The 25,498-nt window shown below is 55.9% G+C and carries 19 protein-coding genes; 9 read left to right on the top strand and 10 right to left on the bottom strand.

Features of this window, described 5'->3' with window-relative positions; translation table 11 throughout:
- Positions 1–67: 67 nt before the first annotated feature.
- Complete coding sequence (locus HMPREF1144_RS15210; RefSeq protein WP_009653266.1) at positions 68–502, top strand: DoxX family protein; 435 nt, start codon at positions 68–70, stop codon at positions 500–502.
- 39 nt (positions 503–541) lie between these two features.
- On the opposite strand, the gene hcr is transcribed toward HMPREF1144_RS15210, so the two are convergent.
- From hcr to aqpZ, 4 genes are all read right to left on the bottom strand, one after another.
- Positions 542–1,510 (bottom strand): NADH oxidoreductase, encoded by a 969-nt coding sequence (gene hcr, locus HMPREF1144_RS15205; protein WP_009653292.1) that lies wholly within the window; start codon positions 1,508–1,510, stop codon positions 542–544.
- A 10-nt stretch (positions 1,511–1,520) separates the two neighbouring features.
- On the bottom strand, positions 1,521–3,173 hold the full coding sequence (gene hcp, locus HMPREF1144_RS15200; protein WP_042927855.1) for a hydroxylamine reductase: 1,653 nt from the start codon (positions 3,171–3,173) through the stop codon (positions 1,521–1,523).
- Between the two features lie 145 nt (positions 3,174–3,318).
- A complete protein-coding gene (locus tag HMPREF1144_RS15195) occupies positions 3,319–4,218 on the bottom strand; it encodes a lysine exporter LysO family protein (RefSeq protein WP_004849412.1) in 900 nt (299 codons plus the stop codon).
- Positions 4,219–4,343: 125 nt separating this feature from the next.
- Complete coding sequence (gene aqpZ / locus HMPREF1144_RS15190) at positions 4,344–5,039, bottom strand: aquaporin Z (RefSeq protein WP_004849414.1); 696 nt, start codon at positions 5,037–5,039, stop codon at positions 4,344–4,346.
- Positions 5,040–5,421: 382 nt separating this feature from the next.
- Here aqpZ and HMPREF1144_RS15185 point away from each other — a divergent pair, with 382 nt between their 5' ends.
- The 3 genes from HMPREF1144_RS15185 to macB all read left to right on the top strand — a co-directional run bounded on the left by HMPREF1144_RS15185 (position 5,422) and on the right by macB (position 10,314).
- Positions 5,422–7,080 (top strand): ATP-dependent endonuclease, encoded by a 1,659-nt coding sequence (locus HMPREF1144_RS15185; RefSeq protein WP_004849416.1) that lies wholly within the window; start codon positions 5,422–5,424, stop codon positions 7,078–7,080.
- A 175-nt stretch (positions 7,081–7,255) separates the two neighbouring features.
- Complete coding sequence (gene macA / locus HMPREF1144_RS15180) at positions 7,256–8,371, top strand: macrolide transporter subunit MacA (RefSeq protein ID WP_004849420.1); 1,116 nt, start codon at positions 7,256–7,258, stop codon at positions 8,369–8,371.
- Complete coding sequence (gene macB, locus HMPREF1144_RS15175; RefSeq protein WP_009653277.1) at positions 8,368–10,314, top strand: macrolide ABC transporter ATP-binding protein/permease MacB; 1,947 nt, start codon at positions 8,368–8,370, stop codon at positions 10,312–10,314. Before macA ends, macB begins: the two co-directional genes overlap by 4 nt.
- A 68-nt stretch (positions 10,315–10,382) precedes the next feature.
- Here the strand turns inward: macB and cspD are convergent, their stop codons facing one another.
- Complete coding sequence (gene cspD, locus HMPREF1144_RS15170) at positions 10,383–10,613, bottom strand: cold shock-like protein CspD (RefSeq protein ID WP_004100627.1); 231 nt, start codon at positions 10,611–10,613, stop codon at positions 10,383–10,385.
- A gap of 324 nt (positions 10,614–10,937) precedes the next feature.
- Between cspD and clpS the strand changes: the two genes are divergently transcribed.
- Positions 10,938–11,255 carry an ATP-dependent Clp protease adapter ClpS gene (gene clpS, locus HMPREF1144_RS15165; protein ID WP_004100628.1) on the top strand — a complete coding sequence of 106 codons (318 nt, stop codon included), beginning with the start codon at positions 10,938–10,940 and terminating at the stop codon, positions 11,253–11,255.
- A gap of 30 nt (positions 11,256–11,285) precedes the next feature.
- Positions 11,286–13,568, top strand: coding sequence for an ATP-dependent Clp protease ATP-binding subunit ClpA (gene clpA / locus HMPREF1144_RS15160; protein WP_004849425.1), 2,283 nt, complete (start codon positions 11,286–11,288; stop codon positions 13,566–13,568).
- A 137-nt stretch (positions 13,569–13,705) separates the two neighbouring features.
- Here the strand turns inward: clpA and infA are convergent, their stop codons facing one another.
- The 5 genes from infA to trxB form a co-directional block, all read right to left on the bottom strand.
- Positions 13,706–13,924: a translation initiation factor IF-1 gene (gene infA / locus HMPREF1144_RS15155; RefSeq protein WP_002211347.1), complete on the bottom strand. Its 219-nt coding sequence runs from the start codon at positions 13,922–13,924 to the stop codon at positions 13,706–13,708.
- Between the two features lie 279 nt (positions 13,925–14,203).
- Entirely contained in the window at positions 14,204–14,908 is a 705-nt protein-coding gene (gene aat, locus HMPREF1144_RS15150; protein ID WP_009653303.1) for a leucyl/phenylalanyl-tRNA--protein transferase, read from the bottom strand.
- A 38-nt stretch (positions 14,909–14,946) separates the two neighbouring features.
- A complete protein-coding gene (cydC, locus tag HMPREF1144_RS15145) occupies positions 14,947–16,668 on the bottom strand; it encodes a heme ABC transporter ATP-binding protein/permease CydC (RefSeq protein ID WP_009653280.1) in 1,722 nt (573 codons plus the stop codon).
- The gene (gene cydD, locus HMPREF1144_RS15140) at positions 16,669–18,435 is read right to left on the bottom strand and encodes a heme ABC transporter permease/ATP-binding protein CydD (protein ID WP_009653289.1); all 1,767 of its coding nucleotides are present in this window, start codon (positions 18,433–18,435) and stop codon (positions 16,669–16,671) included.
- A gap of 114 nt (positions 18,436–18,549) precedes the next feature.
- The gene (gene trxB, locus HMPREF1144_RS15135; protein WP_004849433.1) at positions 18,550–19,518 is read right to left on the bottom strand and encodes a thioredoxin-disulfide reductase; all 969 of its coding nucleotides are present in this window, start codon (positions 19,516–19,518) and stop codon (positions 18,550–18,552) included.
- Between the two features lie 531 nt (positions 19,519–20,049).
- On the opposite strand from trxB, the gene lrp reads away from it, so the two are divergent.
- From lrp to lolA, 3 genes are all read left to right on the top strand, one after another.
- Positions 20,050–20,544 carry a leucine-responsive transcriptional regulator Lrp gene (lrp, locus tag HMPREF1144_RS15130; RefSeq protein WP_002439523.1) on the top strand — a complete coding sequence of 165 codons (495 nt, stop codon included), beginning with the start codon at positions 20,050–20,052 and terminating at the stop codon, positions 20,542–20,544.
- Positions 20,545–20,679: 135 nt separating this feature from the next.
- The gene (gene ftsK / locus HMPREF1144_RS15125) at positions 20,680–24,759 is read left to right on the top strand and encodes a DNA translocase FtsK (protein ID WP_009653268.1); all 4,080 of its coding nucleotides are present in this window, start codon (positions 20,680–20,682) and stop codon (positions 24,757–24,759) included.
- 121 nt (positions 24,760–24,880) lie between these two features.
- Positions 24,881–25,492, top strand: a complete 612-nt coding sequence (gene lolA / locus HMPREF1144_RS15120; RefSeq protein WP_009653286.1) for an outer membrane lipoprotein chaperone LolA — start codon at positions 24,881–24,883, stop codon at positions 25,490–25,492.
- Positions 25,493–25,498 lie beyond the last annotated feature (6 nt).

The raw sequence follows: 25,498 nt of genomic DNA, 5'->3' as shown, positions 1-25,498 counted from the left end.
GGTTTTTTTCAGCGAAAACTCCGCATAATCTGAGCTCACATAAAGTGGTAAACAGGAATCATTTCAAATGGTTAAATCGCTGTTAAATGCTGTTAATAAACTGCTATCCCATGACGATTTCGGCAAACTCTTGTTACGACTTGCCGTTGGCGGGCTGATGCTGTTTCATGGGTTTCATAAGCTATTTGATGGCGTAGGGGGAATCAGCAATATGCTGGTAGCAAAAGGATTGCCGGGGTTTATCGCTTATGGGGTTTTAGTGGGCGAGGTGGTAGCGCCTTGCCTGCTGATTCTGGGCGTGCTTACGCGTCCGGCGGCGCTGGTGCTGGCGTTTACGATGGTCGTGGCCTGGCTGATGGTAGGGACGGGCAAAACCTTTGCGCTGGATGCGGTAGGCGCGTGGGCGATTGAGAGTCTGGTCTATTTCTTTGTGGGCGCGCTGGCGATTGCCTTCCTCGGGGCAGGGCGCTATGCCATCGTCGGCAATGCGGCCTGGCGGTAAACATTGCCGGACGGCGTTGTGCCATCCGGCAGTTGAGGGTTAAGCCAGTACCAAATCACCCTGCGGGTGGCAGGAGCAGGCCAGTACGTAGCCTTCAGCGATTTCCGCATCGGTTAACGTCATGGTGCTGCTGACGATATATTCTCCGGAAATCACTTTGGTTTTGCAGCAGCCGCAGACGCCTGCGCGACAGGCGACGGTAACCGGCACCTTATTGCTTTCCAGCGCTTCGAGCAGCGTGGTGCCGACCGGCGCATAGAACGCTTTCGCCGGCTGCAGTTTGGTGAACTTCAGGCCGCTGGTAGCGGCTTCGGCTAGCGGCGTAAAGAACTGTTCTTTAAAGAAACGCGTCGCGCCCAGCGCTTTCACCTCCTGCTCAACCCAATCCATATACGGCGCCGGGCCGCAGGTCATCACGGTACGAGAGGTCAGATCCGGTACACTTTTCAGCAGATCGGTCGTCAGTCGGCCAGAAACAAAACCGTGGGTGGCATTGTTTTCAGCGACTAAGGTCACCGGATATTCGCGCCATTCGTCGGCGAAAATAACATCTTGCGGTGAACGAACGTTAAAGATCACCTGCACATCGGCCTGCGGGCGGTACTTTGCCAACCAGCGACGCATTGACATGATTGGCGTAACGCCGCAGCCAGCAGCCAGCATCAGGAACTTATCTTCAGCCTTATCTTCACAGGTAAATTCGCCCATGGCATCGGACAGCCAGATATAGTCGCCGCGCTTCACGTCGCGGGTCAGCCACTGTGAGCCTGCGCCATCGTCAATCCGACGGATGGTCAGCGTGATGTACTCGCTTACACCCGGCGTCGATGAAATGGTGTAAGCACGCAGCGTCTCCGCTGAATTACGTACGCTGACCAGTGCATACTGCCCGGCGCGGTACGGATAATAGTCGTGGCAGAGCAACGAAATTGTCCACACATCCGGCGTTTCCTGATGGATGTGATGAACCTGCATCCGCCATGGGCACTGATGAGTTGGCATTGTCATTCTTTACTCCTTACGCGCTCAGCAGCTGCTGCATGTCTTCTTCAACGGTGGTCACGGAACGCAGACCGAACTTCTCGTTGAGAACGGCCAGCAGGTCCGGCGTAAAGAAGCCCGGCGCCGTCGGGCCGGTGACGATATTTTTCACGCCCAACGACAGCAGGGTCAGCAGAATAACAATCGCTTTCTGTTCAAACCAGGAGAGCACCAGAGACAGCGGCAGGTCGTTCACGCCACAACCCAGTTTCTCAGCCAGAGTCACCGCCAGGATGATGGCAGAGTAAGCGTCGTTACACTGACCGGCATCGACCAGACGCGGCAGACCTTCGATATCGCCGAATTCGAGTTTGTTGAAACGGTATTTACCGCAGGCCAGGGTCAGGATCAGGCAGTCGTCCGGTACGCTGGTGGCGAAATCGGTGAAGTAGTTACGTTCGCCGCGCGCCCCGTCGCAGCCGCCCACCAGGAAGATATGGCGCAGTTTTTCACGGCTCACCAGGTCGATCAGCGTATCAGCCGCGCCCAGCAGGGTCTGACGACCGAAGCCAACGGTGATCAGGTGCGGGATCTCGCTGTACGGGAAGCCCGCCATCTGCTGCGCCTGGGCGATAACCGGGGCGAAATCTTCGCCTTCCAGATGATTGACGCCTGGCCAGCCGACGATGCTGCGGGTCCAGATGCGGTCGTCATAGGCGCCGACGGTTGGGTCGATGATGCAGTTAGAGGTCATCACAATCGGGCCAGGGAAGCGGGCAAACTCAACCTGCTGGTTTTGCCAGCCGCTGCCGTAGTTACCAATCAGATGTTTGAATTTACGCAATTCCGGGTAACCGTGCGCTGGCAGCATTTCACCGTGGGTGTAGACGTTAACCCCGGTACCTTCGGTTTGCTCCAGCAGGTTGTACAGATCTTTCAGGTCATGGCCGGAAATCAGAATGCATTTGCCTTCGGTCGCTTTGACGTTGACCTGAGTCGGGGTGGGGTGACCATATTTGGTGGTCTCACCAGCGTCCAGAATGCTCATCACTTTGAAGTTCATCTGGCCGATTTCCATCGAGCACTCCAGCAGCGCGTTCATATCGGCAGGCCAGGTACCGAGCCACGCCATGATTTTATGGTACTGGGCGTAGATGTCGTTGTCGTACTGACCCAGAACGTGCGCGTGCTCCATATAAGCCGCAGCGCCTTTCAGGCCGTACAGGCATAGCAGGCGCAGGCCGAGAATGTTCTCGCCGATGGCCGCTTTGTCTTTGTTCGGAGTGAATTCCGCCGCCTGGCGCTGCAGGTCGCCCAGATCGTCGCTCGCCAGCTGCAGATCGGCCATCGGGTTGTTAACCGTCGCGTGGGCATCAATGTTCAGGCACTGGGCCTTCAGCGCTTCACGCAGGGTGATGGCCTCGCGCGCATAGCCAACGATGCGCGGGGAATCGAAGTTAACGTTGGTCAGCGTGGAGAAAAAAGCGCGCGGCGCGAAGCTATCGATACCGTGGTCGATGATGCCGTATTCACGGGCTTTAAGCGCCCAGGCGGAGAGCCCCTGCAGAGAGGCAATCAGCAAATCCTGCAGATCGGACGTTTCGGCCGTTTTCCCGCACATACCCTGCGCGTAAGAGCAGCCGTTCCCTGCCGGGGTACGGATGGTTTGTTCACATTGCACACAAAACATGGTCACACCTTTTTTAAAGTTATATTTAATATACATGTTTAAGGTTATGCCCGAGCGCGAGAAGAGAAAAGGTATTTCTGATACAACTTACGGGGAGATTGATTTAGCGCAAAATTGGCGGCAGAAGACTACCGCCAGAGAGGTATTAAGCGGAGAAGAAAGCCATCAATATGGGCACCAGCAGACTGAGAATGAAGCCATGAACGATGGCCGCCGGCACAATTTCCACCCCGCCAGAGCGTTGCAGTACCGGCAGCGTAAAGTCCATTGATGTCGCGCCGCAAAGGCCCAGCGCGGTGGAACGGCTGCGGCGCACCAGTCCGGGGATAAGCATTATCGCCAGCAGCTCGCGGGCAAGATCGTTAAAGAAGGCGGCGCTGCCAATCACCGGGCCATAGGATTCGGTCAACAGGATCCCGGAGAGCGAATACCAGCCAAAACCGGATGCCATGGCCAGTCCGGTTTTTAGCGGCAGGTCGAGAATAAAGGCGTTGATGATACCGCCCAGCAGTGAACTGACCATGACCACCACCGCGACAATCATTCCGCGGCGATTCAGTACGATCTGCCGCAGCGTCATGCCATTATTGCGCAGTTGAATACCGATGAGGAACAAAAGGAAGATCAGAGTATATTCGCTGGCCTCAGTGGCGTGTTGTAAAAAGGATATGCCGCTCAGACCAATCAGAAAACCAATAAATACCACGCCGCATAGCTGAAGGGATTCCAGAGCCATTGCCAGACGGGAGGGTAATTTTTCCTGGCGATGATGATTTTGCCAGGGCATTTTTTGCTCAAGCCACATCAGGGCGGCAATATTGCACAGCAGAATAATAACGACGCTGACGGCCGCATAATGAAGGATCGCCAGGAGATTGCTGGCCAGATTATCCAGGAAGGCCAGGCTAATGCCCATAAAAAAGAGAATAACGTAGACAATCCAGCTCAGAAGTCGCGCGATGAGTTTAAGGGCTGATGGCCGATGAAGAGGAATAAGATAGCCTATAACCAACGGCAGCAGAATGATTAAAAGTCCCGAAAACATGAACAACCTGGTCCTTGCAGAATGAAAATAGCGCCCCTGACACTACCCAAATCGCCGGACTGAGTAAAGTGGTGGAAAAAAAGAAAGGCCCGGCAGCACCGGGCCTCAAGAAAAGTGGAGGAAGTTTAGCTGCGTTTTTCCAGCAGGGTGCGGTAGAGCACGCCGCCGAGAATGCCGCCGATAATCGGCATCACCCAAAATAGCCACAGCTGCTGCAGCGCCCAGCCGCCCTGGAATATCGCTACCGCGGTACTGCGCGCCGGGTTTACCGATGTGTTGGTGACCGGAATGCTGATCAGGTGGATAAGCGTTAGCGCCAGGCCAATAGCGATAGGGGCGAAGCCGGCCGGTGCGTTTTTATCCGTGGCGCCGTGAATGACCAGCAGGAAGCCGCAGGTCAGGACGATCTCAATCACAATAGCGGAGAGCATGGAGAAACCGCCGGGAGAATGTTCGCCATAGCCGTTCGATGCGAATCCGCTAGCGGCGGCGTCAAAGCCCGCTTTACCGCTGGCGACAACGTACAGAATAGCGGCGGCGATAATACCGCCGACAACCTGGGCGATAATATAACCAATCACGTCCCTGGCCGGGAAACGACCGCCAGCCCATAAACCTAAAGTTACCGCCGGGTTAAAGTGTCCGCCGGAAATATGACCGACGGCATACGCCATGGTTAATACGGTTAAACCGAAAGCCAGCGCGACACCGGCAAAACCAATTCCCAGCTCAGGGAATGCCGCAGCCAGAACGGCGCTGCCGCAACCACCAAATACCAGCCAGAATGTACCAAAGCATTCAGCTGCTAATTTTCTAAACATAACCACCTCAATAAAAACGTAAACGCGCACGAGTTTTCGTGCCGGCCTTTATTTTCGCCACAAAGAATGACGACCAGAATAAAGCGACGCTATTCTAGGGACGATCGCCATCTTGGGACCAGTTAAATAAATTGATGTAATTTGATTTAGAACAATGCGCTGGGATTCCTTTTTATGTCGGATTTTTTAAAAGTGTAGAACAAAAACGGTTAAAAAAACGACTTTCAATGATGAATGCGTTTCTCAATTAAGTGAAGTACGGCGCATCACATTCCCCCCTGCAGCCATGAGCGATTCGCAGACGCCCGGAGTGTCATGTTGATGCTCACCTCGCTATACTGCTGATAACTGAAGGAGATAGTCGCCACCGAGCGGAGGGCATATGCATCTTGAGCGCGTAGAAATAGTCGGTTTTCGCGGCATTAACCGATTATCGTTGATGCTTGAACAAAATAACGTGCTGATTGGCGAAAATGCCTGGGGTAAATCCAGCCTGCTGGATGCCCTGACGCTGCTCCTGTCGCCGGAGTTCGATCTCTATCATTTTGTTCGGGAAGATTTTTGGTTTCCGCCCGGCGATATTCAGGGGCGCGAGCATCATCTGCATATCATCCTGACCTTCCGTGAAAATGAACCCGGTCGCCATCGGGTTCGACGCTATCGTCCTCTCAGCAGCTGCTGGGTTCCCTGCGACGATGGCTATCAGCGCGTTTTCTATCGCCTGGAGGGGGAGCTTGCCGATGACGACAGCGTGATGACCCTGCGCAGCTTTATTGATGGTGAAGGGAAAGCGCTGGAGCTTGACGATATTGATGAACTTGCCCGTCACCTGGTACGGCTGATGCCGGTTCTGCGGTTACGCGACGCCCGCTTTATGCGACGGATCCACAACGGCACCGTTCCGCACTCGCCGCAGATCGAAATTACCGCTCGCCAGCTTGATTTCCTCTCTCGCGAACTGGTACATCATCCGCAAAATTTAACCGATGGGCAGATCCGCCAGGGGCTGTCGGCTATGGTGCAATTGCTGGAGCACTATTTTGCCGAGCAGAGCAGCGCGCAGTCGCGCCATCGTCTGATGCGCCGTCATTCACATGATGAACAGCGCAGCTGGCGCTACCTGGATATTATCAACAGGATGATCGACAAGCCCGGCGGGCGCAGCCATCGGGTGATTTTATTGGGGCTGTTTTCGACTCTGCTGCAGGCGAAAGGCACGGTAAGACTCGATCGCGATGCGCGGCCGCTGTTGTTGATTGAGGACCCGGAAACCAGGCTGCATCCTATTATGCTGTCAGTGGCCTGGCATTTGCTCAATTTACTGCCGCTGCAGCGGGTGACGACAACGAACTCCGGCGAATTGCTGTCATTAACGCCCGTCGAGCACGTCTGTCGGCTGGTGCGTGAATCTTCACGAGTGTCGGCCTGGCGGCTGGGGCCCGGCGGGATGAATGCGGAAGACAGCCGGCGCATCGCGTTTCATATTCGCTTTAACCGCGCTTCATCGCTGTTTGCCCGCTGCTGGCTGCTGGTGGAGGGGGAGACGGAAACCTGGGTTATCAACGAGCTGGCCCGCCAGTGCGGCCATCATTTTGATGCGGAAGGGGTGAAGGTCATTGAGTTTGCCCAGTCGGGTTTGAAACCGCTGATAAAATTCGCCCGGCGAATGGGTATTGAGTGGCATGTGCTGGTGGATGGCGATGAAGCCGGGAAAAAATACGCTGCCACCGTGCGCGGGCTGTTGAATGACGACAAAATGCTCGAACGCGACCATCTTACTGCGCTACCGGCGATGGATATGGAGCATTTTATGTACCGTCAGGGCTTCGACGATGTTTATCACCGGGTCGCGCAGCTGCCGATGAATATACCTATGAATATGCGGCGGGTGATCACCAAAGCGATTCACCGTTCGTCAAAACCGGACCTGGCGATTGAAGTGGCGATGGAGGCCGGACGGCGCGGGGTGGACGCCATTCCTGCGCTGTTGAAAAAAATGTTCTCTCGCGTGCTATGGCTGGCGCGCGGACGCGCGGATTAGCGCTGACCGCTGTTTCTCTCTTTCTGCCGGGCGATCCATCCCGGCAGGTCTTCATCTGCACACCATCAACTTCAGTTAAACAAAAATGAAGCGCATCTAAAAATGCGCGTTATTCTATTGCCGCATTTAGATAGAATTGTCGCGGGTTCTGCGGGTTAAAACATCAGGAATTGTTATGAAATTAAATGGAAAGCGCAGGAAAGTTTGGTGGCTGCTGGCGATTGTCGTGCTGGCCCTCGCCGTCTGGGGATGGCGAATTCTGAATGCGCCGCTGCCGCAGTATCAGACGCTGGTGGTGCGTAAAGGCGACCTTCAGCAGAGCGTGCTGGCGACCGGTAAGCTCGATGCGTTAAAAAAAGTTGACGTCGGGGCGCAGGTGAGCGGGCAGCTAAAAACGCTGCGCGTCGAGATTGGCGACAAAGTCAAAAAAGACCAGCTGCTGGGGGTTATCGATCCCGAGCAGGCGGAAAACCAGATAAAGGAAGTCGAAGCGACGTTAATGGAGCTACGGGCACAGCTGAACCAGGCGCGCGCGGAACGTAAGCTGTCTGCGGCGACGCTGGCTCGTCAGCAGCAGCTGGCGCAGCGGCAACTGGTCTCTCGTCAGGACCTCGATACCGCCGCGACCGACTTAGCGGTCAAAGAGGCGCAAATCGGCACGATTGAAGCCCAGATTAAACGCAATCAGGCGACCCTGGATACGGCCAAAACCAACCTCGACTACACCAAAATTCTGGCGCCGATGTCCGGAGAAGTGACGCAAATCACTACCCTGCAGGGGCAGACGGTGATTGCCGCCCAGCAGGCGCCGAATATTTTGACCCTGGCCGATCTCAGCACCATGCTGGTGAAGGCGCAGGTCTCGGAAGCGGACGTCATTCATCTTAAGCCAGGGCAAAAGGCCTGGTTTACCGTACTGGGCGATCCGTTGACGCGCTATGAAGGGACGCTGAAGGATATTCTCCCGACGCCCGAAAAGGTCAACGACGCTATTTTCTACTACGCCCGTTTTGAAGTGCCGAACCCGCAGGGCATCCTGCGCCTGGAGATGACCGCCCAGGTGCATATTCAGCTCTCAGAAGTGAAAAATGTTATCACCATCCCGCTGAGCGCGCTAGGTGAGGCCATCGGCGATAACCGCTATCACGTGCGTCTGCTGCGTACCGGTGAAGTTAAAGAGCGTGAAATTGTTATCGGCGCGCGTAACGACACCGATGTGGCGGTGGTGAAAGGGCTAGACGAGGGGGATGAAGTCATTATCGGCGAAGGTGCGGCCGGAGCGGCGAAATGACGGCGTTACTGGAACTGCGTGATATTCGCCGCAGCTACCCCTCCGGTGATGGCAACATTGAGGTGCTGAAAGGCATTACGTTGAACATTGCCGCCGGTGAGATGGTGGCAATCGTCGGCGCGTCCGGCTCCGGGAAATCCACGCTGATGAATATTCTCGGCTGTCTGGATAAACCCACCAGCGGCACCTATCGGGTTGCCGGAACCGACGTAGCACGTCTCAACGGCGACGAGCTGGCGCGCCTGCGGCGGGAACATTTCGGTTTTATTTTTCAGCGCTATCACCTGTTATCGCATCTCACCGCGGCGCAGAACGTCGAAGTTCCTGCGGTTTATGCCGGCGCCGAGCGCAAAGCGCGCCTGGCCCGGGCCCATGAGCTGCTGGTTCGGCTGGGGCTGGGCGACAGAGCTGAATATCAGCCTTCGCAACTCTCCGGCGGCCAGCAGCAGCGGGTGAGTATCGCCCGCGCCCTGATGAACGGCGGGGAAGTGATTCTGGCGGATGAGCCAACCGGTGCGCTGGACAGCCGCTCCGGCGAAGAGGTCATGGGGATCCTTCACCAGCTAAAAGCGCAGGGGCATACGGTGATTATCGTCACCCATGACCCGCAGGTGGCGGCTCAGGCGGAGCGGGTGATTGAGATCCACGACGGTGAAATCGTGCGTAATCCGCCCGCGCTGAGTCCGGCGCAAGGCGGCGTACTGCGCCAGCGCACGGCGGCCGAACCGTCGGCGTGGCGTCAGTTCAGCAGCGGCTTTCGCGAAGCGCTGATCATGGCCTGGCGCGCGATGGCGGCGAATAAAATGCGTACGCTGCTGACGATGCTCGGGATTATTATCGGCATCGCATCTGTGGTGTCGATTGTGGTGGTGGGCGATGCCGCGAAGCAGATGGTGCTGGCCGATATCCGCGCCATCGGCACCAATACCATTGATGTATATCCCGGCAAGGATTTCGGCGATGACGATCCCCGCTATCAGCAATCGCTCAAGTACGACGATCTGTTAGCTATTCAGAAACAGCCGTGGGTGAGCTCGGCGACCCCGGCGGTATCAAAAAGCCTGCGCCTGCGGGCGGATAACATCGACGTTGCCGCCAGCGCCGAGGGCGTGGGGGCGCAGTACTTTAACGTCTACGGCATGACCTTTAGCGAAGGCAATACCTTTAACGAGCTTCAGCTAAATAGCCGCGCGCAGGTGGTGGTGCTCGACAGCAACGCGCGCCGACAGCTATTTCCGCACAAAGCGCGGGTCGTCGGCGAGGTGATTCTGGTCGGCAATATGCCCGCGACGGTGATCGGCGTGGCGGATGAAAAACAGTCAATGTTCGGCAGCAGCAAAATTCTGCGCGTCTGGTTACCCTATACCACGATGGCTGGCCGGGTGATGGGGCAGTCGTGGCTGAATTCCATCACCGTGCGCGTCAATGAAGGCTACGACAGCGCGGTTGCCGAGCAGCAACTGTTGCGTCTCCTGGAACTGCGTCACGGTAAGAAGGATGTTTTCACCTGGAATATGGACAGCATCTTGAAAACGGCGGAACGGACCACACATACATTACAGCTGTTTCTGACGCTGGTGGCGGTGATTGCGCTGGTGGTCGGCGGGATTGGCGTGATGAATATTATGCTGGTCTCCGTCACCGAACGCACGCGGGAGATCGGTATCCGTATGGCGGTCGGGGCGCGGGCCAGCGATGTCTTACAGCAGTTTTTGATCGAGGCGGTGCTGGTTTGCCTGGTCGGCGGGGCGCTGGGCGTCACGCTTTCGCTGCTGATTGCCTTTGTATTACAGCTGTTTTTACCCGGCTGGGAGATTGGTTTTTCACCGTTGGCGCTATTGACCGCGTTTTTATGCTCCACGCTGACCGGGGTGCTGTTTGGCTGGCTACCGGCGCGCAATGCGGCTCGTCTGGACCCCGTCGACGCCCTGGCGCGCGAGTAGCGATAAAAAAATGCCAGTCAGAAGGACTGGCATTTTGCTGGCGGGATGTACACAATGAAGCAAAAGAGTTATGCGGCTGTTTCTGTTTCTTCAGCTTCAACAGGGACAATCACGCTGGCGTGGTTACCTTTTGGCCCCTGGTGAACATCAAACCGAACCGCTTGTCCGGCTTTTAGCGTTCTGTAACCATCCATCTGGATGGTCGAGTAATGGGCGAAAATGTCTTCGCCGCCGCCCTCAGGGCAGATAAAACCGAACCCTTTGGCATTGTTGAACCACTTAACAGTACCCATTTCCATACTTCGACATCCTTCGTAAATCTTATAAGTAAGATGGAATGAACCGGTAGTGGAGTGACGAGTTGTTCATTTGCTCGCCAACTCTCGCCACTACAATTTAGAGAAATCAGGAAATGCGTCAAGCGATTGACGCCAGGGGACGGTGAAAAATGCGTCAAAATTTGAAGCAGTTAACGCTATTGCCGGGGAATGTGACAGACGTCGCGGATGGAAGTAATAGATGATAATTATCTATGATCTATTGTAGATTTGTGATGTGCATAGCCTCTGGTCATCGACAGGCCACCGCCTGTTGGCAACAGCAACCGATGATGAACACTGACGATGAGTAAGAGAGACTGGTTGGACTTCGATCAGCTAATTGAGGACGAAGTTAAAGATGCGCTTAAACCGCCATCTATGTATAAAGTGATATTAGTCAATGATGACTACACTCCAATGGAGTTTGTTATTGACGTGTTACAAAAATTCTTTTCTTATGATGTTGAACGTGCAACGCAACTGATGCTGACGGTTCACTATCAAGGTAAAGCGATTTGCGGGGTGTTTACCGCAGAAGTCGCAGAAACCAAAGTATCGATGGTGAACCAGTATGCGAGGGAGAACGAACATCCGTTGTTGTGTACGCTAGAAAAAGCCTGAATGCAGGCAATAAACTTGGGGGAGGTGCCTATGCTCAATCAAGAACTGGAACTCAGTTTAAACATGGCTTTCGCCAGAGCGCGCGAGCACCGTCATGAGTTCATGACCGTCGAGCACTTGTTGCTGGCGCTGCTTAGCAACCCTTCGGCCCGCGAAGCGCTTGAAGCGTGTTCAGTGGACCTGGTCGCGCTGCGTCAGGAGCTTGAAGCCTTCATCGAACAGACCACACCCGTACTGCCTGCAACGGAAGAAGAGCGCGACACTCAGCCGACGCTGAGCTTCCAGCGCGTGCTGCAACGTGCTGTTTTCCACGTCCAGTCTTCCGGCCGCAGCGAAGTGACCGGCGCCAACGTTCTGGTCGCGATTTTTAGCGAACAGGAATCTCAGGCGGCATACCTGCTGCGTAAACATGAAGTCAGCCGACTTGATGTGGTGAATTTTATCTCTCACGGTACGCGTAAAGACGAGCCGAGCCAGTCTTCCGATAACAGCGGAAGTCAGCCTGGCAGCAGCGAAGAGCAAGCAGGCGGGGAGGATCGTATGGAAAACTTCACCACCAACCTCAACCAGCTTGCCCGCGTAGGCGGTATCGATCCGCTGATCGGCCGCGAGAAAGAGCTGGAACGTGCTATTCAGGTTCTGTGCCGCCGCCGCAAGAACAACCCGCTGCTGGTGGGGGAATCCGGCGTTGGTAAAACCGCTATTGCTGAAGGTCTTGCCTGGCGTATCGTTCAGGGCGACGTGCCGGAAGTGATGGCCGATTGCACTATCTATTCACTGGATATTGGCTCGCTGCTGGCAGGTACCAAATACCGCGGCGACTTTGAAAAACGCTTTAAGGCGCTGCTTAAGCAGCTGGAGCAGGACACCAACAGCATTCTGTTCATCGATGAGATCCACACCATTATCGGTGCGGGGGCGGCTTCCGGCGGGCAGGTCGATGCCGCTAACCTGATTAAACCGCTCCTTTCCAGCGGAAAGATTCGGGTCATTGGCTCGACGACCTATCAGGAGTTCAGCAACATCTTTGAAAAAGATCGTGCTCTGGCGCGGCGTTTCCAGAAAATTGATATCACCGAACCTTCCGTGGAAGAGACGGTGCAGATTATTAACGGCCTGAAGCCGAAGTATGAAGCGCACCACGACGTCCGTTACACCGCGAAAGCGGTACGTGCGGCGGTAGAGCTGGCGGTGAAGTACATTAACGATCGTCATCTGCCGGATAAGGCGATTGACGTGATTGATGAAGCCGGGGCGCGCGCGCGCTTGATGCCGGTGAGCAAACGTAAGAAAACGGTTAACGTGGCGGATATTGAGTCCGTGGTGGCGCGGATTGCGCGTATACCTGAGAAGAGCGTTTCCCGCAGCGATCGCGATACGCTGAAAAACCTCGGCGATCGCCTGAAAATGCTGGTCTTTGGCCAGGATAAGGCGATTGAGGCCTTAACCGAAGCGATCAAGATGGCGCGCGCCGGGCTTGGCCATGAGCACAAACCCGTCGGCTCTTTCCTGTTCGCCGGGCCTACCGGGGTCGGTAAAACCGAGGTTACCGTACAGCTGGCGAAGTCGCTGGGCATTGAGCTGCTGCGTTTTGATATGTCCGAATATATGGAACGTCATACCGTCAGCCGCTTAATCGGTGCGCCTCCGGGCTACGTCGGTTTCGATCAGGGCGGGCTGCTGACCGATGCGGTTATTAAGCATCCGCACGCGGTGCTGCTGCTGGATGAAATTGAAAAAGCGCATCCGGACGTCTTTAACCTGCTGCTGCAGGTGATGGATAACGGGACGCTGACCGATAACAACGGCCGCAAAGCGGATTTCCGCAACGTGGTGCTGGTGATGACCACCAACGCCGGGGTGCGTGAAACCGAGCGTAAATCCATTGGCCTTATTCATCAGGACAACAGTCCGGATGCGATGGATGAGATCAAAAAGATCTTTACGCCGGAATTCCGTAACCGTCTCGACAACATTATCTGGTTCGATCATCTGTCTACGACGGTTATCCATCAGGTGGTGGATAAATTTATCGTCGAGCTGCAGGTTCAGTTGGATCAGAAAGGCGTCTCTTTGGAAGTCAGCCAGGAAGCCCGCGATTGGCTGGCCGAGAAAGGCTACGACCGGGCCATGGGCGCGCGTCCAATGGCGCGGGTGATTCAGGACAACCTGAAAAAACCGCTGGCCAACGAGCTGCTGTTTGGCTCACTGGTTGACGGCGGACAGGTGACCGTTGAACTGGATAAAGAGAAAAATGCGCTGACCTACGACTTCCAGAGTGCGCAGAAGCACAAACCGGAAGCGGCGCACTAAGTTTCGGTACTCAGTGACAAAACCGGCCTCAGGGCCGGTTTTTTTATCTGCGCGCTTTAAGTTGTAAATGACGCAGAAATGAAAAGACCGGGAATTATCCCGGCCTTCAGCATCTGGCGCGCTAAGCGCGAAAACGATCAGCGACTACGGAAGACAATGCGGCCTTTGCTCAGGTCGTACGGGGTCAGCTCAACAGTCACTTTGTCGCCCGTCAGAATGCGGATGTAGTTTTTACGCATTTTACCGGAAATATGCGCAGTTACCACGTGACCGTTTTCCAGTTCTACGCGGAACATAGTGTTAGGCAGCGTATCAAGTACGGTGCCCTGCATTTCAATATTGTCTTCTTTGGCCATCTAGTCCTCTGGGGTATCACTACCGTAGTTTTGAACCGGCAAGATAATGCCGAAGTTCAGCAAGTATGTAAAGTTTTACGTCAAATCGCCGAAGTAGTTTTGGCGCATTACCCGTAATTCACGCGGATAAACCGGGTGACAGGCGCAAACGTAAAGGGGGAGTGACAGAACAATGGGTGTTATCTGACTCTTATTATTCCCAAACGGCGGCGGGGCAACGGGCAGAAGCTACTCTACCGCGCAATTATAACATCCCAACAAAAAATGTGCTGAAAACATTTATGCTTCTCCTGCAAATAGCACCCTTGGTACCCAGAATCGCTCCGGCAGACGATACGTCCGCAGCACGGAAAGATAGTCGAGGTAATCGCGGCGGGGAATTTCCACTGCGCCCAGCGACGCCGTATGCTTATTCAGCACCTGACAATCGATTAATTTTCCGCCATCCTGCGAAAATATCTGGCTAAAGACCAGCAGCGCGGTTTTAGAGGCGTTTTCGGCACGGCTGAACATCGACTCTCCGCAAAATAGCGCGCCCTGCGCGACGCCGTACATCCCGCCGACTAATTCCTTTCCCTGCCATACTTCAACAGAATGAGCATGTCCCAGCTCATGCAACTGGTGGTACGCCTGAACGATCCCTGGCGTTATCCATGTTCCCTCATCGCGGTGGTCGGCGCAGCCCTCGATAACCTGACCAAAGGCGTGATTCAGCGTGACGCGATAAGGCGAGCGCTGATGGAAACGCTTCATGCTGCGGCTGAGATGAAATTTCTCTGGCCACAGCACCGCTCGCGGATCGGGGGACCACCACAAAATAGGGTCGCCGGGCGAAAACCACGGAAAAATACCGCGCTGATAGGCCATCAGTAAACGCGCCGGGCTAAGATCGCCGCCCAGCGCTAACAGGCCATTAGGTTCGCGTAAAGCGCCTTCCGGGGAGGGGAAGGCGATGGAATGATGAGAGAGCTGAACCAGCCGCATTTTTACCTCAACGCATCAGGCAATGATTCAATAGTAGCCTACAGGCGCTGCTTAAACTGGTAGTAACGCCCCTGTTCAGCCAGCAGTTCTGCGTGACTACCTTGCTCAATAATCTTCCCGTTGTCCATGACTATTATCTGATTAAAACGCGCCAGTCCGCGCAGACGATGGGTTACCATTAACACGGTTTTTTCACGCATCACTTCCGCCAGTAAATCAAGGATTTGACTTTCGGTCGTCGCATCGAGGCCTTCAGTAGGTTCATCAAGCAGCATGAGCGGCGCATCGTGAAGCAGGGCGCGGGCGATAGCCAGCCTGCGCAGCTCGCCGCCGGAAAGCTGACGACCGCCTTCACCCAGCCAGCTGTTCAGACCGCTATCTTCCAGTAATTTCGCTAAGCCGACGCGTTCAAGCGTTTGGGCAAGCCGGGCATCGCTGGCACCGGGAGAAGCCAGCAGCAGGTTGTCGCGCAGCGTAGCGCTGAACAGATGCACACGCTGCGGCACGACGCTCATCGCCCGGCGCAGCGTCGCCTCATTAAACTGCCCCAGCGGCTGATTGTTGAGTAAGATTTCCCCTTCAGCCGGATCCCAGGCACGGGTCAGCAGCTGCAGCAGGGTCGATTTACCGCAGCCTGTTCGTCCGAGGATGGCGATATGCTCTCCGGCCTCGATCTGCAATGACACTTTATCCAGCGCGGGGGAGGGCTGCTGCGGATAGCTGAAGGTGACCTGATGTAAACGTAACGAGACGCGATCCAGCGTCTGGCCTTCGCCCTGAGGGAAGGCCACTTCCGGCTCTTGCTCGGTAATTTGCGTGATGCGCTTTGCGGAGGCGATCACCTGTCCCAAATGCTGAAATGCACCGGTTACCGGCGCCAATGCTTCAAACGCCGCCAGCGCGCAGAAGACAAACAGCGCAATCAGCGCCCCCGGCTGAGTATCGCCGCCAACGCCCGCGGAGGCGAGCCACAGCATAGCAATAACCGCAATACCGCCAATCAGCAGCATCAGAGCCTGGGAGAGCGCGGTCAGCTCAGCCTGGCGACGCTGCGCATCCAGCCAGCGCGCTTCTGTTTTTTCCATTTGCTGCCGGTAGCGGTCGCTGGCGTTGAACAGCATGAGTTCCGCCTGTCCCTGGAGCCATGAGGTCAGATGCTGGCGATATTGCCCGCGAAGCCGGGTTATGCTTTCACCTGCGGGTTTACCTGCGCGATAGAACAGCGGCGGCATCACCAGCAGGGTGAGCAGCATAATACCACCGAGGGTCAGGGCCAGAGTGACGTCCAGTACGCTCAACCCTACGGTGACGACCAGGATCACCACCAGCGCGCCTACCAGCGGTGATATGACGCGCAAATAGAGATGATCCAGGGTATCGACATCTGCAACCACCCGGTTAAGCAGTTCGCCCTGACGAAAACGCGCCAGCCCGGCGGGGGAGAGCGGCAGCAGCTTACTGAAGGTAAAGACCCGCAGGTGCTGCAGAACGCGGAAGGTGGCGTCATGGCTGACCAGACGCTCAAAGTAGCGGCCCGCGGTGCGAATAATCGCCGCGCCGCGCACGCCCGCGGCTGGCAGCATATAGTTAAAGCTGTAGATGCCCGCCACGCCAACGACGGCTGATGCCGACAGGAACCAGCCGGATAGCGTTAATAAGCCAATGCTGGCCAGCAGCGTCACGATCGCCAGCACGATACCGAGCACCAACAGCCATTTGTGTCGTTTGTACAGCGCCAGGTAAGGCCATAATGCGCGCATTTAAATCTCCTCCTGACGATGGGCGAGTAGGGTCGCGAAGGGGCCGCCAGCGGCCGCCAGCTGCGAATAGCTGCCTTGCTCAACAACTCGACCATCCTGCATAACCCAGATCGCGTCCCAGTTCGCCAGTCCTTCCAACTGATGGGTAACCATTAGCGTGGTTTGCTGCGTTGATGCATTGGTCAGCGCCTGCATCACGCGCTGTTCGCTATGTGCGTCAAGGCTGGCGGCAGGCTCATCAAGCAGCAGCAGACGACAGGGCACCAGCAGCGCGCGTGCGACGGCGACGCGCTGAGCCTGCCCGACCGACAGCCGGCCGGCCTGATCGCCAACAGGCGTATTAATACCCTGCGGCAGAAGAGAGACGAACTCGCTAACCCAGGCTTTATCCAGCGCAAGCTGCAGCTGCGCTTCGGTGGCTTCAGGGCAGGAGAGCAGGACGTTTTCGCGCAGCGTCGCCGCGGGCAGCTGCGGATTTTGCCCGACCCAGCTCAGGAGACGACGCCAGCGGTCGGCATCCAGACTCTTTAACTCGACGCCATTGACCTTGAGCGAGCCGTCATAGGGAAGAAAACCCGTTAACGTATTCAGTAGCGAGCTTTTGCCCGAGCCGCTTTGCCCAACCAGCACCACGCGTTCACCGGCGCGCAGGGAAAAATTCAGCGGCCCGGCCAGCACTTTCCCTTCGGGAGACTTAATCAGCAGGTCGCGAGCTTCAAGGCTTACCGTTTCATCATCTTTTAATGCCTTTTCCCCACGCTCTGCCTGCGCCAGCGGCGTTTCCATAAAGGTCTTCAGGCTATCGGCGGCGCCAATCGCCTGCGCTTTCGCATGATAAAAGGTGCCTAAATCGCGCAGTGGCTGGAAAAACTCAGGAGCCAGAATCAGGGCGAGGAAACCGGACATCAACGTCACCCCGGCACCGTAATGGCCAAAGTTGAGCTCTCCCAGATAGGAAAAACCAAAGTAAACGGCGACCAGCGCAATCGACAGCGAGGTGAAAAACTCCAGGACTCCGGAGGAGAGAAACGCCAGGCGCAGTACTTCCATTGTTCGCTGGCGGAAATCCTGCGAGGCCTCGCGTATGTTATCCGTCTCCGCTTCGCCGCGATGAAAAATACGCAGCGTTTCCATACCGCGCAGGCGATCGAGAAAATGGCCGCTTAAACGCGCCAGAGCGAGAAAGTTGCGTCGGTTGGCATCGGCCGCGCCCATCCCCACCAGCGCCATAAACAGCGGAATAAGCGGGGCGGTGCCCAGCAGAATAAGCGCTGCAGCCCAGTTGACCGGGAAAATAGTGATGACAATCAGCAAAGGGATAGAGGCCGCCAGCGTCATCTGCGGCAAATAGCGAGCATAGTAATCATGCATATCGTCGATCTGCTCAAGGATCAGCGTGGCCCAGCTACCGGCGGGTTTGCCCTGTATCCACGCCGGCCCCGCCTGCTGTAAGCGATCCAGAACCTGACGGCGGATCTCCAGTCGGATATGTTGACCTGCCTGAAACCCCACTCTTTCACGCAGCCAGACCACCCAGGCGCGCAGCACAAAGACCAGCACCAGTAACGTAAAGGGCAGCAGCAGCGCCGTTGCGGGGATATTTTCCATAATCATTCGATGGAGGATCCTCGCCAGGAACCAGGCCTGGGCGACGATCAACAGGCCGCTAACGACGCCCAATACGCGGGAAATCATCAACCAGCGACGGGAGATAATGCTTTGATCTTTTAACCAACGGGTTAACTCTTGTTGACGGGTTTTATTCATTGCGCGCTTAGCAGGTGTAGTTATGAGTTTTTTGGGCACGGCAATGTTACAACGAGGCAAAAATAAAGGCGACTTTTCGTCGCCTTCTTTACCTTTGTTACTGACTTGTAAAGATTATTTGCAAGCGTCGGCTAAACCATCCAGATAGCGCTCCGCGTCCAGCGCTGCCATGCAGCCGGTACCCGCAGAAGTAATCGCCTGACGGTAGATATGATCCATCACGTCGCCGGCGGCGAAGACGCCCGGGATGCTGGTCTGGGTAGCGTTGCCGTGGATGCCGGACTGGACTTTAATGTAGCCGTTTTCCAGCTCCAGCTGACCGGCGAAAATTGCCGTGTTCGGGCTGTGGCCGATAGCCACGAACAGCCCCGCAACCTCGAGGGATTCAACGTTATCCGCATTCTGGGTATCGCGCAGACGCAAGCCGCTTACGCCCATCTGGTCGCCGGTCACTTCTTCCAGCGTACGGTGGGTGTGCAGCACGATATTGCCGCTCTCCACTTTGTCCATCAGGCGTTTGATAAGGATTTTTTCCGCGCGGAAGCCGTCACGACGGTGGATCAAATGCACTTCGGAAGCGATGTTAGACAGGTACAGCGCCTCTTCGACGGCCGTATTGCCGCCGCCGATGACGGCAACCTTCTGGTTACGATAGAAGAAACCGTCGCAGGTCGCGCAGGCAGACACGCCGCGGCCCTTAAACGCTTCTTCCGAGGGAAGACCCAGATAGCGTGCTGAAGCGCCGGTGGCAATAATCAGGGCATCGCAGGTGTATTCGCCGCTGTCGCCGACCAGACGGAACGGACGGTTTTGCAGGTCGACGCTGTTGATATGATCGAAAATAATTTCGGTTTCAAATTTGGTGGCATGTTCATGCATGCGCTCCATCAGCAGCGGTCCGGTCAGATCGTTAGGATCGCCTGGCCAGTTTTCCACTTCAGTGGTGGTGGTCAACTGACCGCCTTTTTCCATTCCGGTAATCAGTACCGGCTGCAGATTTGCGCGCGCTGCGTAGACCGCAGCGGTGTATCCCGCAGGTCCAGAACCAAGAATAAGCAGTTTACTGTGTTTGGCCGTGCCCATGAGATCCTCATAATTTATTGGCATACATGAGCTGGATTGTAGGGAATTTGTGGACGTAAAAAAAGAGCGCGGCGGTTTTGTTAACGATATGTGCAATAGAAGCTGCCGATTAATCGGCGATTTAACGAACGAAGAATATAACTAATTCTACTGTTAGCGAGACAATTATAAGAGGAAAACATGAGAATCAACCGGGGAGGATAATGAATATCTGGCATCTTGTACTAAAAATCGATGTTTTGCTTTGACAATCCCCTGTGCTTTTGCGAAAACATTCATGGAAGAAGAAAAGCAGTGTTTCGCGTGTGGCGAATTTTCATGCACGCAAATGCCATTTTTATCCGGGTTAGCGAAATCTACGCATGGTGTGGACAGACGCCATGCGTGATGTCGGTGACTGCCGTCAGGCAACGGGCTTCTCACGTACCCCTGGGTTACCCAACGTCGTACGGGTGATAACAGGATGGACTCTGGCAGTGAAGGCTCAGAGTCGGAACAGGAGTAGGGAAGGAATACAGAGAGACAATAATAATGGTAGATAGCAAGAAGCGCCCTGGCAAAGATCTCGACCGCATTGATCGTAATATATTGAATGAATTGCAAAAAGACGGGCGTATTTCCAACGTCGAGCTTTCTAAACGGGTGGGACTTTCTCCGACGCCTTGCCTTGAGCGCGTGCGTCGACTGGAAAGACAGGGTTTTATTCAGGGCTATACAGCGCTGCTCAACCCGCACTATCTGGATGCATCACTTCTGGTATTTGTTGAGATTACTCTGAATCGTGGCGCGCCGGATGTGTTTGAGCAATTTAACTCCGCTGTGCAAAAACTTGAAGAAATTCAAGAGTGTCATCTGGTTTCCGGGGATTTTGACTACCTGTTGAAAACCCGCGTACCGGATATGTCAGCGTATCGTAAATTACTGGGCGAGACCTTGCTGCGCCTGCCGGGCGTAAATGACACCCGTACCTATGTGGTAATGGAAGAAGTCAAGCAGAGTAATCGTCTGGTAATCAAGACGCGCTAACACGGAACAGGTGCAAAATCGATGTAGTTTGATTACACTCCTGTTAATCCATACAGCAACAGTGCCGGGGAGACCCGGCACTGTTGTCCGTTTTAGCCGAAGGCAGGAAACAGCCTGATACCTGGAGAGCCTTTCTTGAGCCAGGAATACACTGAAGACAAAGAAGTCAAATTCACAAAGCTGAGTAGCGGACGCCGGCTCCTTGAGGCGTTACTCATTCTTTGCTCCCTTTTTGCCATCTGGTTGATGGCGGCCTTACTCAGCTTTAATCCCTCGGATCCTAGCTGGTCGCAAACGGCGTGGCATGAGCCTATTCACAACATAGGCGGGACGCCGGGAGCCTGGCTTGCCGATACGCTATTTTTTATTTTTGGCGTAATGGCCTATACCATTCCGGTCATCATTATCGGCGGCTGCTGGTTTGCCTGGCGTCATCAAGAAAACGACGAGTACATCGACTATTTCGCCGTCTCGCTGCGTTTAATTGGCGCGCTGGCGCTGATCCTCACTTCCTGCGGTCTGGCGGCAATCAACGCTGATGATATCTGGTATTTCGCCTCCGGCGGCGTGATCGGCAGCCTGTTGAGCACTACCCTGCAACCGCTGCTGCACAGCAGCGGCGGCACAATCGCGCTGCTCTGCATCTGGGCGGCAGGACTGACGCTATTTACCGGCTGGTCCTGGGTTAGCATCGCTGAAAAACTCGGCGGTGCGATTCTTTCTATTCTCACGTTTGCCAGCAACCGTACCCGTCGTGACGATACCTGGGTTGATGAAGGGGAATATGAAGATGATGAAGAAGAATATGAAGATGATGAACCCGCGAAGCCGCAGGGTTCTCGACGCGCGCGAATTTTACGCAGCGCCTTAGCTCGCCGCCAGCGTCTGGCTGAGAAGTTCTCTAATCCGATGGGGCGTAAGACCGATGCGGCGCTGTTCTCGGGTAAACGGATGGATGACGCCGAAGACGAGGTTCAGTACAGCGCCGGCGGTGCGCCTGTTGCCGCTGACGATGTTCTTTTTTCTGGCTCCAGCGCAGCGCGTCCGGCAAATGCTGATGATGTTCTGTTCTCCGGCGTCAGTGCTGCACGTCCCGGCGATTTTGATCCTTACGATCCTCTGTTGAACGGTCATAGCATTGCCGATCCGGTGGCTTTGGCCGCGCAGGATACCGCTGCGCCGCAGGCATGGTCTGAACCGCTGCCAGGGTATGAGGCTCAGCCGGTCTATCATCCGGAACAGGCGCAGGTACAGCAGCCAGCATATCAGTCTGAACCGGCTTATCAGCCGCAGCACGGGTATCAGCCGGAACAGGCTCCGGTACAGCAGCCAGCCTATCAGCCGGAACCGGCATATCAGCCGCAGCACGGGTATCAGCCGGAACAGGCCCCGGTACAGCAGCCAGCGTATCAGCCAGCACCGGCTTACCAGCCGCAGCACGGATATCAGCCGGAACAGGCCCCGGTACAGCAGCCAGCATATCAGCCGGAACAGGCCCCGGTACAGCAGCCAGCATATCAGCCGGAACCGGCTTACCAGCCGCAGCATGCGTACCAGCCGGAACAGGCCCCGGTACAGCAGCCAGCGTACCAGCCGGAACCGGCTTACCAGCCGCAGCACGCGTACCAGCCGGAACAGGCCCCGGTACAGCAGCCTGAGCCTTACGCCGCCTCCGTTGTGCCTGAGTCTCCGCAAGAGGAGGTGAAGCCTCAGCGTCCGCCGATGTACTATTTCGAAGAAGTGGAAGAGAAACGCGCGCGTGAACGCGAGCAGCTTGCCGCATGGTATCAGCCGATTCCGGAGCCGGTCAGTCCGGTTGCGACAAAACCGATCTCGCCTCCGCCTGCTCCGGCGGCTGATGTTGCCGCGGTGAGCGCGCTGGCGGCTGGCGTCCATCAGGCCACTGGGGCGGCCTCTGCTAGCGCCGCGGCGGCCTCCGTCGCATCTGCCGCATCCAGCGCCGCGCCGCTATTTAGCCCGGCGTCGGGCGGCCCGCGTGCGCAGGTAAAAGAGGGCATAGGCCCGAAATTGCCGCGTCCAAACCGCGTTCGTGTACCCACGCGCCGTGAGCTGGCTTCCTATGGCATTAAGCTGCCTTCGCAGCGGTTGGCTGAAGAACGTGCGCGTCAGGCAGAGCATCAGCACTATGATGACGATGCGCTGACGGACGAGGAAGTAGCAGAGCTTGAGCAGGGTGAGCTGGCGCGTCAGTTCGCGGCTGCGCAAAATCAGCGCTATGGAGATAGCTACGCTGCGCAAGAGGATGATGGAGACGAGGATTCTGCCGCTGAAGCCGAACTTGCCCGTCAGTTTGCCGCTTCCCAGCAGCAGCGCTACGCCAGCGAGCAGCCGCTGGGATCGCATCCGTTCTCTGCGGCGGATTATGAACTCTCACCAATGAAAACGTTAGTTGATGATACGCCGAGCGAGCCTGTCTTCACGCCGTTGCCAGAAGTACAGCAGCCTGCCCCGCAGTATCAGCAGCCGGCCCAGCATTCGCAGCCCGTACAGCAGCCGATGCCGCACCAGCAGATGCCTCAGCCGCCGCAACATGCGCAGCAGCAGGCTTATCAACCCGCGCAGCAGCCGGTTCACCATCAGCCGATACCGCAGCAGGCTCCTGGCAGCTATCCGCAACAGCAGGCTCCGCAGCAGCCGATCCCGCAGCCGCAGGAAAGTCTCATTCACCCGCTGTTGATGCGCAATGGCGACAGTCGCCCGTTACAGAAGCCGACAACGCTGCTGCCCTCGCTTGACCTGCTCACGCCGCCACCGGCTGAAGTTGAGCCGATCGATACCTTTGCGCTTGAGCAAATGGCGCGTCTGGTTGAAGCTCGTCTGGCCGATTTCCGCATTAAAGCCGATGTGGTGAACTACTCACCTGGCCCGGTCATTACCCGCTTTGAGCTTAATCTGGCGCCGGGCGTGAAAGCGGCGCGCATTTCCAACCTGTCGCGCGATCTGGCCCGTTCTCTGTCCACTGCGGCGGTTCGCGTGGTGGAAGTGATCCCGGGTAAACCCTACGTTGGCCTGGAGCTGCCTAACAAAAAGCGCCAGACCGTTTACCTGCGCGAAGTGCTGGATAATGCGAAATTCCGCGATAATCCTTCACCGCTCACGGTGGTCCTCGGAAAAGACATTGCGGGCGAACCTGTCACCGCCGATCTGGCGAAGATGCCGCACCTGCTGGTGGCGGGTACCACCGGTTCCGGTAAATCCGTTGGGGTCAACGCCATGATCCTCAGCATGCTCTATAAAGCGCAGCCGGAAGACGTGAAATTCATCATGATTGACCCGAAAATGCTCGAGCTGTCGGTCTATGAGGGAATACCGCATCTGTTAACGGAAGTCGTGACGGATATGAAAGACGCGGCCAATGCTTTGCGCTGGAGCGTTAACGAGATGGAGCGCCGGTATAAACTGATGTCTGCTCTGGGCGTACGTAATCTCGCGGGTTATAACGAGAAGATTGCTGAAGCCGCACGTATGGGACGGCCCATTCCGGATCCTTACTGGAAGCCTGGCGACAGCATGGATGCGACGCACCCGGTACTGAAAAAAGAGCCTTATATCGTTGTGCTGGTCGACGAGTTTGCCGACCTGATGATGACCGTCGGCAAGAAAGTGGAAGAGCTGATTGCGCGCCTGGCGCAGAAAGCGCGCGCCGCGGGGATCCACCTGGTGCTGGCGACCCAGCGACCGTCGGTTGACGTTATCACCGGCCTGATTAAAGCCAACATCCCGACGCGTATCGCCTTTACCGTATCGAGTAAAATTGACTCGCGCACTATCCTTGACCAGGGCGGTGCGGAATCTCTGCTGGGAATGGGCGATATGCTCTACTCCGCGCCGAACTCGACGATCCCTGTGCGCGTCCACGGCGCTTTTGTACGCGATGAGGAAGTTCACGCCGTCGTTCAGGACTGGAAGGCGCGCGGGCGTCCGCAGTATGTCGATGGCATCACCTCCGATAGCGAAAGCGAAGGCGGCGGCGGTGGCTACGAGGGGGGTGAAGAGCTCGATCCGCTGTTCGATCAGGCCGTCAACTTTGTGACGGAAAAACGCAAAGCCTCCATATCCGGGGTACAGCGTCAGTTCCGCATTGGCTATAACCGCGCCGCGCGTATCATTGAGCAAATGGAAGCTCAGGGGATCGTGAGCGAGCAGGGGCATAACGGTAACCGTGAAGTGCTGGCTCCGCCGCCTTTTGAGTAACCGCAAAGTTGGGTAAATAAGTGAAAATCAGCCTGTTCTGCTGTTTTACGGTCATTGGCCGTTCTACATTAGCAGCAGACCAGGCTCCCGCGTCGGGAGTGACGCACATTAAGGAATAACAATGAAAAAACTCGCAATCACCTGTGCATTACTGTCCAGTTTTGCCGTCAGTCAGGTATGGGCGGATGCCGCCAGCGATTTAAAAAGCCGCCTTGATAAAGTGAGCAGCTTTCACTCCAGCTTTACGCAGAAGGTCACAGACGGCAGCGGTAATGCCGTGCAGGACGGGCAGGGGGACCTGTGGGTCAAGCGGCCTAATCTGTTCAACTGGCATATGACCCAGCCGGATGAAAGCGTGCTGGTTTCCGACGGCAAAACGCTGTGGTTTTACAACCCGTTTGTTGAGCAGGCTACCGCTACCTGGCTGAAAGATGCGACCAGCAACACGCCGTTTATGCTGATTGCCCGCAATCAGGCCAGCGACTGGCAGAACTACAACATTAAGCAGAACGGTGACGATTTTGTTCTGACGCCGAAAAACGGCAGCGGTAATCTGAAGCAGTTCACCATCAACGTGGGTCGCGACGGTACGATTCATCAGTTCAGCGCCGTGGAACAGGACGATCAACGCAGCAGCTATCAGCTGAAATCGCAACAAAATGGTGCCGTGGATGCATCTAAGTTCACCTTTACGCCGCCGCAAGGGGTTACGGTGGACGATCAACGTAAATAGAGGCGA

Source organism: Klebsiella sp. OBRC7, from assembly GCF_000293135.1.
In the GTDB taxonomy this organism is placed as follows: Bacteria; Pseudomonadota; Gammaproteobacteria; order Enterobacterales; family Enterobacteriaceae; genus Klebsiella; species Klebsiella michiganensis.
The sequence above is the reverse complement of the archived record's forward strand: the minus strand, read 5'-3'. Positions and strand labels throughout refer to the sequence as shown.

Excerpts from the sequence above, each read along its gene's own strand:
- HMPREF1144_RS15210 (WP_009653266.1), top strand. The coding sequence starts at position 68 with ATGGTTAAATCGCTGTTAAATGCTGTTAATAAACTGCTATCCCATGAC.
- hcr (WP_009653292.1), bottom strand. The coding sequence starts at position 1,510 with ATGACAATGCCAACTCATCAGTGCCCATGGCGGATGCAGGTTCATCAC.
- hcp (WP_042927855.1), bottom strand. The coding sequence starts at position 3,173 with ATGTTTTGTGTGCAATGTGAACAAACCATCCGTACCCCGGCAGGGAAC.
- HMPREF1144_RS15195 (WP_004849412.1), bottom strand. The coding sequence starts at position 4,218 with ATGTTTTCGGGACTTTTAATCATTCTGCTGCCGTTGGTTATAGGCTAT.
- aqpZ (WP_004849414.1), bottom strand. The coding sequence starts at position 5,039 with ATGTTTAGAAAATTAGCAGCTGAATGCTTTGGTACATTCTGGCTGGTA.
- HMPREF1144_RS15185 (WP_004849416.1), top strand. The coding sequence starts at position 5,422 with ATGCATCTTGAGCGCGTAGAAATAGTCGGTTTTCGCGGCATTAACCGA.
- macA (WP_004849420.1), top strand. The coding sequence starts at position 7,256 with ATGAAATTAAATGGAAAGCGCAGGAAAGTTTGGTGGCTGCTGGCGATT.
- macB (WP_009653277.1), top strand. The coding sequence starts at position 8,368 with ATGACGGCGTTACTGGAACTGCGTGATATTCGCCGCAGCTACCCCTCC.
- cspD (WP_004100627.1), bottom strand. The coding sequence starts at position 10,613 with ATGGAAATGGGTACTGTTAAGTGGTTCAACAATGCCAAAGGGTTCGGT.
- clpS (WP_004100628.1), top strand. The coding sequence starts at position 10,938 with ATGAGTAAGAGAGACTGGTTGGACTTCGATCAGCTAATTGAGGACGAA.
- clpA (WP_004849425.1), top strand. The coding sequence starts at position 11,286 with ATGCTCAATCAAGAACTGGAACTCAGTTTAAACATGGCTTTCGCCAGA.
- infA (WP_002211347.1), bottom strand. The coding sequence starts at position 13,924 with ATGGCCAAAGAAGACAATATTGAAATGCAGGGCACCGTACTTGATACG.
- aat (WP_009653303.1), bottom strand. The coding sequence starts at position 14,908 with ATGCGGCTGGTTCAGCTCTCTCATCATTCCATCGCCTTCCCCTCCCCG.
- cydC (WP_009653280.1), bottom strand. The coding sequence starts at position 16,668 with ATGCGCGCATTATGGCCTTACCTGGCGCTGTACAAACGACACAAATGG.
- cydD (WP_009653289.1), bottom strand. The coding sequence starts at position 18,435 with ATGAATAAAACCCGTCAACAAGAGTTAACCCGTTGGTTAAAAGATCAA.
- trxB (WP_004849433.1), bottom strand. The coding sequence starts at position 19,518 with ATGGGCACGGCCAAACACAGTAAACTGCTTATTCTTGGTTCTGGACCT.
- lrp (WP_002439523.1), top strand. The coding sequence starts at position 20,050 with ATGGTAGATAGCAAGAAGCGCCCTGGCAAAGATCTCGACCGCATTGAT.
- lolA (WP_009653286.1), top strand. The coding sequence starts at position 24,881 with ATGAAAAAACTCGCAATCACCTGTGCATTACTGTCCAGTTTTGCCGTC.